Raw genomic sequence first — 12191 nt, forward strand, 5'->3', positions numbered from 1 at the left:
GCCTGCAGACATGGGGCTGCACATCTGTTTGCTCCATGCCAAGGCCTGCTGGAGGTCATCGGCGTGCAGCAAGAGCGCGCCGAGAGGTTATTGAACCCATGTGAAAGATCTCTGTTTAGATGCAGAAATTAGCGGCTCCTTCGAGGATCAGCTGCTCCAATCCGCCGCGATCCCAGCTGCTGCGTTGGCGGCGGGCTCCATTGCCCTGCGAATGCATCAGATTCAGTTGCTCGAGTACGTAGGTCTCGTCCCCATTCTTCTTTAATGCATCAGCCACATAGTCCAGAAGCTGCTGCATCGCCGTTCCTGAATCAATATTCATTCCGTGCCGCGGATCGAAGAAACTGCCGTCCAAACCATGCTTGGCAGCCTGCCACAAACTCAGTTCCAAGAGCCCCGTTGAAAGCTGAGCACCCTGCCGAGGGCTCTCCACGACGGTATCGACTATCGCCCGGATGAGCAGGGCGATCATCACCGATTCCCGGGGAGAAAGCTGAGTGTCAGCTACCCGCACTTCAACCGTTGGATATCGTTCAGAAAGCCGGACACTCCAACAGATATGCCCGTTGTCCAGAACAACGTCTGAAGCAGAAATCCTCTTCATGTACTGTTCGTAGCCCTTGATGCTCTCGAACGCTGGAGGGATTCCCGTGATAGCCCATCGCTGATAGTGGATGGTCCGCCACGATGCGAAGCCGGTGTCCTCTCCGTTCCAAAATGGCGAATTCGCTCCGATGGCAGAAAGTATGGGAAGCCAGGACCGCAGTGCATTCATGGCTCTGAGGCCCACACTGAGGTCCGGAATTTGCACGTGAACATGTAGCCCACAGATGAAATGTTCCCTGGCAAGGGCCGGATAAGTGAATCCCAGTAGCGCGCAAGCCGTCCCCGGGAACGTTCCCGCAAGTGGCATACGAGCATCCGCAGCACGGACGGCTGCGGAACGGAGTACAGTTCACCGGGCTGCGCCTTTGCGTATCGTGTTGCGTTAGAAGTGTTCAAATGCCGCTGACGTGCGGATTGCAGATGCTTCGATAAATACCCATTAGCGCATTTTCTACGAACGAGCGGTTCCCCGCCATCGGTTCTCATAAAATAATTCTCGACACGGTGCAGTCGAGTCCGCTTACCGTATCGGCTGCATGCCCGCCTCCGCCGGGGACCAAAACCTGGACCTATAGCTCGACGCTGTGCAGAAGGCCGGATGCGACAGAATCTACGAAGACATGATCAGCGGCACCAAGTCCCAACGCCCCTTAACTACTTTCAGGTCAAAACACACCGGCTTTGTCCCTGGGTGGTGACCGAAGTTCACCACTCATCCAAAGGGACCACCCCGGCAACAGCGGCTAGAAATTACCCTACGGCCGGCACCTCTTGATGCCTCTAACTCGTCCTGAATAGCAGTGGCGAGCGGACGCCGTTCGTTTTGATGCTGCTCCAATGCCTCGTCCACAATCGAGCAGTCGGTGAGCGCGCGGGCTATCAGCGGGAATTCGATGGCTTTCAGCAATTTGATGAGCTTCTCGTCCTAACCTTCCATTTTGGCGGTCAACTCTTCTTTCATCGCCGATGGCTATGTCCACCCACCCCTCCTCAAGATGCCGGCGGTCGCCAGTTACATCGACGAACATCAGGCTGGCTTCCGGCGCCTTTTCCGGTAGGCGTCTTCAGCCTCCCCAGGGACCTCACTTTCATTCCTGACTTCAAAGTCTGGCTTTCGCACAACCGGGCACCAAAATCCCGGCTGACCCGCAATATGCGGTGCCAGCCGGGATGGTGATTGGCCTTATTTGCAGAAGACAAACACGTTAGCCGAAATCTCCTACATGCCCCAGGTCGTCGCTTGGAAGCACCCTTTCCAGGCGGCAGGATCTATTGCCACGCGCAGTTCCTTTCGTTGCCTGGCCAATGAGGTTGGTCTCTGGCACCGGCCCCCTGGCATTGGCTGGAGCCCGTTGGATCATGCCCGATGCTTGTGGGAAGTCCTTGTCCTACGTTGATCCGGCTGCAAAAATCCCAGATTAGGAACCGGCCGGGGCTATTCGTAGTCGTAGAAGCCCTTGCCGGTGCCTCGTCCCATCCGGCCTTTGTCGATGAAGTCGCGTTTGAGGATCTGCGCAAATTCGCGCATTTCGGGATCTTCGCTTTGGGCATTGAGGGTATACGGGGTTTCCATGCCGATGATGTCATAGATTTCGAAGGGGCCAAAGGGCGAGCCCGTGGCGATGCGCCATGTCTTATCGATTTCCGCGACGTCCGCAACATCGTGCAGGAAAAGCTTCGAAGCCGCGGTCATGAACGGAATCAACAGTGAATTCACAATGTATCCGGGCTGCTCCTTCTTGAGTTTGACGGGAACCATTCCGATTTCCTCGGCAAACGTGGCCACGGCATCCACAGACTGAGGATCGGTACCCGCATGTCCCATGACCTCACCGATATTCTGTCGCCAGACCTCATTGGCGAAATGCAGGGCCAGGAACTTTTCCGGACGCCCCGTGGCATCGGCGATATCACTGGGCAGCAACGTTGAGGAGTTCGTGGCGAACACCGTATGCGAGGGCGCCAGGGCTCCGGCCTTGGACCAGGTGTCGCGTTTGATCTGCAGAACCTCCGGGACCGCCTCGATAACGAGATCGGCGTCCTTCAGGGCATCGGCCAGATCGCTGCTGGCGCGGATGCGTGAGATGGCAGCATCCAGTTTTTCGGGGGTGGCATCGGGCAGATCGCGCAGATAGAGAGGCTTGAGGTACTCCCAGCGGTCCGTCAGTTTTGCAAGGATCTCGTCGGTGAGGTCATAGGCGACGACCTCTTTGCCTTGATAGGCGGCCTGGAAGGCAATCTGCGATCCGAGGACTCCGGTGCCGAGAACTGTGAGATTTTCCATGGTGACTCCTTGTGTTGGTGGGAATGTGCTGCCGGAAAGCAGGGACATTGCGTGTATGTGGGATCAAGGTGATGCGAATGCTCAGAGAGCCTCGAAGAGCCCGGCGGCGCCCATGCCGCCGCCGATGCACATGCTTACCACTGCATATTTGCCGCCACTTTCCCGGGTTGCGTGCAGTGCATGCCCAGCCATGCGGGCACCGCTCATGCCGTAGGGGTGGCCAATGGATATGGCCCCTCCGTCGACATTGAACCGTTCCGGGTCGATGCCGAGGGTGTCGCGGCAGTACAGCGTCTGGGAGGCGAAAGCCTCGTTGAGTTCCCACAAGTCAATGTCATCAATGGACAATCCATGCCGGGAGAGCAGTTTCGGGACGGCGGTGACCGGACCGATGCCCATCTCCTCGGGTGCGCAACCTGTGATGGAAACGCCGTGGAAGATGCCCAGCAGTTCAAGGCCCCGGCGGGAAGCCTCAGCCGCGTCCATGAGGACCACGGCGGCGGCCCCGTCCGAAAGCTGGGAAGCATTGCCGGCGGTGACACTGAACTTGCCGGGACTTTTAGCGTCTCGGTCCAATACTGGATTCAGCCCACCGAGCGATTCAACTGTGGTTTGGGGACGATTGCCTTCGTCGCGGGTCAGCACCTCGGCGCTTGCCTGCGCATCCGGGCCCAGTGGCAGCGGGACGATCTCCGCGTCGAAGGCACCGCGTTGCTGGGCCGAGGCGGTGCGCCGCTGTGATTCGGCGGCGTATGCGTCCTGCGCTTCGCGGGAGATTCCATAACGGGTGGCGACGAGTTCCGCGGTGTCGAGCATACTTGAGTACAGTCCAGGCACGTGGGTTTGCAGCCAGGGATCCTGAGCACGGTGGGAGTTGAAATGCTGGTTCTGCACCAGGGACACTGACTCGGCTCCGCCGGCAACCACGATGCTGGCATCGCCGCCCTCGATCATGCGGGCGCCCATGGCGATGGCCATGAGCCCGGAGGCGCATTGGCGATCCACCGTCATCCCCGGCACAGTGACGGGCAACCCCGCTCGCAGGGCAGCCTGCCGGGCCAGGTTCATGCCCTGGCTGCCCTGCTGCAGGGCAGTTCCCAGGATGACGTCGTCGATCTCCCCTGGCGCGAGTCCGGCGCGCTGGACCGCGTGTGTAATGGCATGTCCGGCCAGGGTCTGGGCCGAGGTGTCATTGAAGGAGCCTTTGTAGGCCCGGCCAATGGGGGTGCGGGCGAAAGATACAAGGACTGTTTGGCGCATGTGGTGGTTCTCCTGATAGATGGCGGGGTTAGACGAAGGCGGAAATCCCGGTGAGGGCCCGGCCCACCAGCAGCGTATTGATCTGGTGGGTGCCCTCGAAGGTATAAATCGCCTCGGCGTCCATGAAATGCTTCATCACCTTGTTTTCCAGTTCAATACCGTTGCCGCCAAGTACCTCACGGCACAAGGCGACGGTCTCGCGGGCTTGGGAGGCGGCCATCAATTTCACCAAGGAGGCGTGTTCCTCCTCCAGCTCGCCCCTGTCGGCCAGCTTGGAGGCCTGGACCAGCGCTCCCATGGAGGAGGCGATGTTGATTTCGGAGCGGACCAGCAGGTCCTGCACCAGCTGGAACCGCGCCAGCGGGCGGCCGAATTGCTGGTGGCTGACGGCATGGGCCAAGGCTGCGTCGAAGGCCCCGACCGCATTGCCCAGTGCCGTCCATCCGACCTCCAGGCGGGTAAATTTCAGTACCTCGGAAATCTGCCGGAAGGAGCTGACACCCGGCAGCCGGGCTGTGTCCGGGACGCGGACGTCGGTGAGGGTGATGTGGGCGTTCTGCACGATGCGCAGGCTGTACTTGCCCTCGATCTTCTGGGCCGAGAATCCCGGAGTGTCGGTGGGGACGATGAACCCCAGAAAGCGTCCCTCGCCGCCCTGTTCCTTGGCCCACACGACGGCCTGGTGGCCCCAGGTGGCATTGCCGATCCAGCGCTTGGCACCGTTGATAACCCAGCCATTTGATTCCCGTCGGGCCTTGGTGCTCATGCCGCCGGCGATGTCCGAACCCGAGTCCGGTTCGGTGAGGGCGAACGCACCAATCAGCGTGCCGGCGGCAACCTGCGGCAGGATTTCCGCCTGTTGCTCCGGCGAACCGAAGCGGCGTACCGAGAGTCCGAACAGTGAACCGCTGACTCCCGCGAAGGTGGCCAGGGAGGCGTCCTTGCGGGCGAGTTCCGCAGCGAACATCCCGCGCAGCAGGTGGCTGGGTTCCTGGTCGGTGTGCAATTGGCGGCCCAGTTGACCTAACTCTGCCAATGTTTGGACGAATTCGAACGGAAATTCGGCGTTCTCCCACGCACGGTTCAGCACTGAGTCGTCCAGACCGGCCACGACCGAACGAAAATCTTCCAGCAGCTTTTGCTCTGCGGGATCCAGCAATGTTTCGAAGCGCAGCATGTCGTGGATCTGGGCGGTGGTGGAGGTGGTGCTCATCAGGAAATTCCTTTGCCGGTGCGTAGGGTGGTTTTCAGCAGCTTGCCGGTGGAGGTGCGCGGCATCTGGTCAATGAATTCGATCTGCTTGGGGATCTTGAATCGGGAGAGGAAGGGAGCCGCGGCGGTGCGGATGTCCCCGGCGGTGAGGTCAACCTCGTCTTCCAGCACGATGAACGCCTTGCCGGCTTCACCCCATTGGTCATCGGGGACCCCGATAACCGCTGCCTCGGCGACGCCGGGCACGTTCAGCAGGGCGGACTCCACCTCGGCCGGATACACGTTCTCTCCGCCCGAGACATACATGTCCTTGTACCTGTCGCGGATCCAGTAATAGCCCTCTTCGTCCTGGACCGCTGCGTCTCCGGTACGGAACCAACCGGCATCAAAAGCGGCGGCTGTTGCCTCGCTGCGCTGCCAGTATTCGTCGATCACATTCGGCCCCACCGTCTGGATCTCCCCGATTTCCCCCGGCGCTGCCGGGGCTCCGTTGGGAGCGATGAGGCGGACATCAACCAGGAACTGCGGCTTGCCGGCAGATCCTGCCTTGCGGATCCCGTGCTCGGCGCCGAGCTTGAGCACTGCCGGCGCGGTTTCGGTCAGTCCGTAGCCCTGCTGGACGGCCGCCCCGCGCGCGGCCCAGACCCGCAGGATGCGTTCAGGAACCGGGGCCCCGCCGACGATGATGGTGCGCAACGTGGACAGGTCGGTTTGCGTGAACAGCGGGTGGTGGGCCAAGCCGTCAAGCATCGCAGGCACCGTGAACATGCTGTTCACCCCGCGGTCCTGGATCGCGGAGAAGATCTGCCCGGGATCAACGCCCCGCTGGATCAGAATCGTGCCACCCTTGAGGAATGTCGGGAGCACCAGCCCGTTGAGTCCCGCGATGTGGAACAGCGGGGCGGCGGCCAGGCACACCTCGTCGGGACGAATGTCCGTTTCAATCAGGACGTTGATGTCATTGAAGAACAGGTTGCCATGGGTCAGCACCGCGCCCTTGGGACGTCCGGTGGTCCCGGAGGTATACATCAGCAGGGCCGGATCATCAAGACCGCAATTGATCTCCGGCACCGCGGCCACGTCGGCAGGCAACTGCGGGTATGCCGGAGCCACGCCCGTACCGTCGACGTCCACCAGTACTGCCGCGGGGATCTTCTCGGCGATTATCTCCGTGGATTCGGACTGCTCGCGGCCAAAGAACAGCACAGATGCTCCGCTGTCTGACAGGATGTATTCCGCTTCCGCCGGCGCGAGCCGGGCGTTGACCAGGACACAGATCGCCCCGATCCTCGTGCTGGCGAACAAGGTCTCCAGCAACGCCACATGGTTTGATCCCCAATAGGCCACCCGGTCCCCGGGGCCGACCCCTTGATGGGCCAGCCACGCGGAAAGCGATTCCACTCGAGCAGCAAATTGGGCGTAGGTCAGTACCGTTCCCTCGAATTCCAAGGCGGTTTTTTCGGGGCTGAGCAATGCGCGGCGGCGCGGCCAGGACCCGAGCCCCAGGTTCTGAAGACTGGACATTTTGTAGGTGTTCCTTTTTCGGTCGAGTGGCAGGGGGTGTGGTTGATCAGTTGATGCGTTCGGACTCGGTGGTGATCCCTGCGGGCATCTCCGCCCAGAAACCGGCGATCAGGTCCGCAAACTCGGCGGCCCGCTCGATCTGCGGCATATGCCCGGTGCCGCGGAAGGCGTGGGTCTTGGCGTGCGGGAGCAGCGCCCCGGCGGCGGCGAGGTGGGCAAACGGGAAGATCTGATCCTGCTCACCCCAAATGACCAACGTTGGAATGCCGCTGGCGGACAATCCCTCGATCAGCACCTTGCGCCATTCTTCGCGGCTGCCGCGGATGGTGCCCAAGGCCGCGGCAGTGTCCAGGAACACCTGGGTCCCGTGCGGCCTGGAGGCCAGGCGGAATCCCAGGTCCACCCGCTCGTCGGTGACCAGGGCCGGGTCATTGAAGAGGCTGAGCTCAAGCCTGCGGGCCGAGGCCGGGCTGGGCTTGCTCATCATCAGCTTGCCCAGCGGCCTGACGGACATCAGGCGTACCGGCAAGGCGACTTCCTTGCCGAAGCCAGCACTGTTGGAGAGCACCAGACTGCGCACGCGGTCCGGCGACTGGACCGCTAGCTGCATCGACACGGCGCCGCCGAGGGAATTGCCGACAAGATGCGCAGGTTCGCTGATGCCCACCGCGTCCAGGAAGCCCTCGAGGAATCGAGCAAGCGCCGGCAGCGAATAGGTCTCCTTTAATGGTGCGGATTCCCCATATCCGGCAAGGTCTACGCTCAACACGCGGTATCCCTGGCCTGCGAGCAACTCGTGCTGCTCGATCCAGTCTTCGAGGCTGCGGCCGATGCCATGGACCAGCACCACCGGGGTTCCCTCCCCCTCGTCGCGGTAGCGCACTGCCCTGCCGTGCACGGAAATGCTTTGTGATCCCGGAGCGCGCAGGCCTTCGGCCGAGGTGCCGGCTGGCAGTTGTGCGCCGGTGCCCCGGCGCTGGAAGCTCATGCTCCCGTCCTCGAGCCGGCGGTTGCTGAACAGCCCGATGTCCTTCATGTAGTTCTGGTGCAAGCGCCACGGCACATGGGAGCCTTGCTTGGCCATCTCGCCCACGCCGCGCCGGATGTAGCCGGCGTCCAGATCAAGGAAGGGACTGGCGGTCTCACCGATGGGGGTGCGCGGGGTCGCGGAAACGTATCCGTTGGCATCCAGGTGCTTGAGCAGATGGCACGCGTAGCGGCTGATCAAATCGGCCTTCAGCGTCCAGGAGTTGTTGGTGTATCCACTGACCACATTCAAATTGGGGACGCCGGAGATCATCATGCCCTTGTAGGCGAACCGCTCGCCGATGTTGATCTTTTCGTCATCGACGCTCAGCTCCATGCCACCGAGCCATCGCAGGTTCAATCCGGTGGCGGTCACGATGATGTCCGCCGGCAGGTGTTCTCCTGATTCAAGTTCAATCCCCGTCTCGGTGAAGGTGCGGATGCCTCCGGTGGCGATCGATGCCCGGCCATCGCGCAGCGTCGCGAACAAGTCGCCGTCGGGGACCGCGCACAACCGCTGGTCCCAGGGGTTGTAGGGCGGGTTGAAATGGGTATCTACGTCGTAGCCAGCAGGAAGCTGCTTGATGGTGTCCTTGCGGATCTTCGCGCGGACCATGTCCGGCTTGCTGCGGCTCAGGGTGTACTGCAGGTGCAGGTTCAGCATGTTCTTCCAGCGCAGGACCGGGTACGCGACGGAGTCCGGCAGCGCGCGCCGCAGCGCATTGGCCAGCGGGTCGACGGCCGGGACGGAGGCGATGTAGGTGGGGGTGCGCTGAAGCATCGTCACGTGCTCGGCCTTGTCGGCGAGGTTTGGCACCAGCGTCACGGCGGTGGCGCCGCTGCCGATGACAATCACGCGCTTGCCCGCATAGTCCAGGTCCGCAGGCCAGTGCTGCGGGTGGACGATTTGCCCGCCGAAAAGATCCTGGCCTTCGAAGACCGGGGTGTAGCCCTGGTCGTAGTTGTAGTAGCCGGTGGCACCCATGATCCATGAGGCGGTGATGGCCACCTCTTCCCCGGTGTCGGTCCGCTCTGCCGTCACGGTCCAGCGTCCCTCGGTCGAAGACCAGTGCGCGGAGCGGACCTTGTGGTTGAACCGGATGTTTTCGGTGATCCCGTACTCGTCGGCGGCTTCCTGGACGTATCGCTTGATCGAGGCCCCATCGGAGATCGCCTTGGGTTCGGTCCAAGGCTTGAAAGCGTAGCCGAAGGTGTACATATCCGAATCGGAGCGGATGCCGGGGTAGCGGAACAGATCCCATGTGCCGCCGATGGCGCCACGCGATTCCAGTACTGCGTACCGTTTGCCGGGGCTTTCCCTGACAAGGTGTGCGGCGGCGCCCACGCCTGACAGCCCGGCGCCGATGATCAGGACGTCTACATGTTCGGTGGTCTTGGCCATGGTCTCTCCTTGGATAAAAGAATTCTCGGTGCGGATTAGGCGGACGTGAACCGTGCTGCTGTAGTCTTCGTCCGTCACTGGACCGCATATGATCTGTGACACACTGTATGGTGAGTGTGGCCCAAGTCGCATGACTTCCCGTGCAATCGGACTTGCCAGTCCGTGCACGCTTCGGCGAACGGCACGAGGCGGTGCATCAGCTCTGGGGCCCCATGCAGATTCCGAAGGAGACAACCGATGACACTGGTGCAGACCTGGTCGACCGACCGAATCCCGGAGCCCGAACGCTTCGGGGCGTGGTCGGAGAAGATTCGAGACCTGCATATCGACTGGGATCTATCCACCCCTGTGGAGCAGGGGTATTCGGCCCAGATCCGCTATCGCGGAATGGGGAATTTGAAGATTGCCGAGGTGTGCTGCTCGGCGTTCGGTGGTCGGCATGTCCCGTCCTCCGCGGGTGCCGGAATAGTAGGTATCCAGCTGCAGCTCAGTGGCTCGATGGCGTGCACCTACGGCCAGGAGCAGTTCACCCTCGGTCCCGGAGATCTGTTCGTCTGGGACGGTGGCCGCAGCGGGACTTTCGAAAGTGACGGTCAGCACCAGCAAATTTCACTGCTCATGCCGGTGGCGCGAATACCGAAGTCCATCATGTCGACGCTGGAGCGCAGCCACCCACTTGCTACGAGGCCCGGCTCGGGTGAACTTTCCCTTGCTGCTGGCCAGCTTCGTGGCGTTGCCGGCGAACTTGACCGGCTCAGCGACGATGCAGTGAACAGGGCGGTCAATGGCCTGGTCGATCTGCTGGACAGCGCCCTGGCCCCCGACCAAGAAGCGTCGTCCGGGCAGCGCGCCACACTGCTGGCCGAAATCCAGAAGTACATCACCGCACATCTGGAAGACCGGCAGCTGTCCGTTGGTTCCATTGCCGCCGCGCATTGGATCTCGGTACGCACCCTGCATATGATCTTTGCCGAGTCGGGGACCTCGGTAGCCCGCTCAATCCTCCAGCAGCGACTGGAGCGTTGCCGCCGCGACCTGGCCAGCGCCTCGGAAACCACCACAGTCACCTCGGTTGCCTTCCGCTGGGGATTCAGCGACACCGCCCACTTTAGCCGCACCTTCAAGAAGGAATTTGGCGTTCCTCCCACAGCCGTCATGCCCCAGTTCCGGACTGCGCCAGGCGGCTCCACGGATTGATTGCGCTGCTTGTCATGGTCGCTGCACAAATTGGCAAGCGACACCCCTGGCTTCAGGCAATACTGGAGCCAAGAAGAACTGGTGAGCTGAATCACCACAGGGGTATGGAAGGTTGCGACATGGCAGAGAAAAAGTTGGATTACATCGTGGTCGGTGCCGGTTCCGCAGGTTCGGTTCTCGCCCGCAGACTGATCGACGCGGGCAAGACCGTAGCGGTACTGGAGGCCGGAGGCGAGGACACGAATCCGCTCATCGCCGATGTCTTCGCAGCGGGGGCGCTTTGGCACGGTGCGGAGGACTGGGACTACTACACCACCGAGCAGGCCGCTTGTGATGGGCGTCGTCTGCACCTGCCGCGCGGCAAGGTCACAGGCGGTTCCCACGCGCTGAACGCCACCATTTGGGTCCGCGGCACCAAGGCCGACTATGACACCTGGGCCTATCTGGGCTGCCCGGGCTGGAGCTGGGATGAGGTGCTGCCGGTCTTCAAAGCCATTGAAAACTATGATGGCGGCGGCAGCGACACCCGCGGCGATTCCGGCCTGCTTGATGTGGTCAAGGGCTTCGCCCGGAATCCGGTCCAGGACGACATCTTCGACGCCGCGCAGGAAATCGGTGTGAAGCTCAACGAGGACTACAACTCGGGCGATGTTGAAGGTGTCTCCAAGATGCAGCTCAACGTCCGCGAGGGCAAGCGATTCAACACCTGGCACGCCTATCTCAAGCCCGTCGTGGGACACAAAAACCTCACGCTGATCACCGGCGCGCACGTCCGCCGGCTGCTCCTGGACGACGGTACCGTCACCGGCGTGGAATACGAGCAGAACGGCCAACGCCACACCCTGCTTGCGGGGGAAACGCTGCTTGCCGCAGGTGCCATCAACTCGCCCGAGCTGCTGCTGCGTTCGGGCATCGGCCCCGCAGAGGAGCTGCGTGAGATCGGCATCGAACCCGTGCTGGATTTGCCCGGCGTCGGCAAGAACCTGCACGATCACCTGCTCTCACCGGTGATCTACGCGACGACGAAAAAAGAGGTCCCGCCCTCGCAGGTCGCTGCGGCGGAAACCCACCACTTCTGGAAAAGCAACCCCGACCTGGCCGTGCCCGACACCCAGCCGATCCACTTCTCCCTGCCCATGTACTTCCTTGATTCGATGTCCGGTCCCGAGAATGGATTCACCTTGGTGGGCGGCATCATCCGTCCGCTCAGCCGGGGTGAAATCACGCTCTCCGGGCCGAACCCCGAGGATCCCATCCGGATCGATCTCGGAGCCTTGAGCGCCGCTGAGGACGTCCGCGCGCTGGCTGCCTCGGTCCGCCAGTGCCGCGAGATGGGCCGCACCGATGCCCTGGCAGGGTGGGGACCCGAAGAAATCTATCCAGGTCCCGAGTACTCCGACAGTGACGAAGATCTTGAACGCTACGTCCGCGAAACCGCAGTCACCTACCACCACCAGGTGGGTACCTGCAAGATGGGTCTGGACGAACTTGCAGTGGTTGACCCGCGCAGCCTGAAGGTCCGCGGGCTTCACGGCGTCCGCATCGCCGATGCATCCATCATGCCGCTGGTCCCCACCGGCAACACCAACGCCGCCTCCGTATTGATCGGTGAAAAAGCGGCCGAATTCATCACCGGCATGCCGTCCAGCGCCAACGCCTAACCGGGCTTCCTCGCCAACC

8 protein-coding genes are annotated in these 12191 nt (G+C 62.0%); 2 read left to right on the forward strand and 6 right to left on the reverse strand.

Annotated elements, in window-relative coordinates; all coding sequences use genetic code 11:
* Positions 1-115 precede the first annotated feature (115 nt).
* From ACX5K5_RS15310 to ACX5K5_RS15335, 6 genes are all read right to left on the reverse strand, one after another.
* Entirely contained in the window at positions 116-913 is a 798-nt protein-coding gene (locus ACX5K5_RS15310; RefSeq protein ID WP_459174709.1) for a carboxylate-amine ligase, read from the reverse strand.
* Between the two features lie 1128 nt (positions 914-2041).
* Entirely contained in the window at positions 2042-2890 is an 849-nt protein-coding gene (locus ACX5K5_RS15315) for a 3-hydroxyacyl-CoA dehydrogenase (RefSeq protein WP_459174710.1), read from the reverse strand.
* Positions 2891-2971: 81 nt separating this feature from the next.
* A complete protein-coding gene (locus ACX5K5_RS15320; protein WP_459174711.1) occupies positions 2972-4150 on the reverse strand; it encodes a thiolase family protein in 1179 nt (392 codons plus the stop codon).
* 28 nt (positions 4151-4178) lie between these two features.
* Positions 4179-5363: an acyl-CoA dehydrogenase family protein gene (locus tag ACX5K5_RS15325; RefSeq protein ID WP_459174712.1), complete on the reverse strand. Its 1185-nt coding sequence runs from the start codon at positions 5361-5363 to the stop codon at positions 4179-4181.
* Positions 5363-6886 carry an acyl-CoA synthetase gene (locus ACX5K5_RS15330; protein WP_459174713.1) on the reverse strand — a complete coding sequence of 508 codons (1524 nt, stop codon included), beginning with the start codon at positions 6884-6886 and terminating at the stop codon, positions 5363-5365. The genes ACX5K5_RS15325 and ACX5K5_RS15330 overlap by 1 nt, the downstream gene beginning before the upstream one ends.
* A gap of 46 nt (positions 6887-6932) precedes the next feature.
* Positions 6933-9314, reverse strand: a complete 2382-nt coding sequence (locus ACX5K5_RS15335; protein WP_459174714.1) for an alpha/beta fold hydrolase — start codon at positions 9312-9314, stop codon at positions 6933-6935.
* A gap of 237 nt (positions 9315-9551) precedes the next feature.
* On the opposite strand from ACX5K5_RS15335, the gene ACX5K5_RS15340 reads away from it, so the two are divergent.
* On the forward strand, positions 9552-10511 hold the full coding sequence (locus tag ACX5K5_RS15340) for a helix-turn-helix domain-containing protein (RefSeq protein ID WP_459174715.1): 960 nt from the start codon (positions 9552-9554) through the stop codon (positions 10509-10511).
* Between the two features lie 119 nt (positions 10512-10630).
* Positions 10631-12172 carry a GMC family oxidoreductase gene (locus ACX5K5_RS15345; protein ID WP_459174716.1) on the forward strand — a complete coding sequence of 514 codons (1542 nt, stop codon included), beginning with the start codon at positions 10631-10633 and terminating at the stop codon, positions 12170-12172.
* Positions 12173-12191 lie beyond the last annotated feature (19 nt).

This window comes from Glutamicibacter bergerei, from assembly GCF_054495185.1.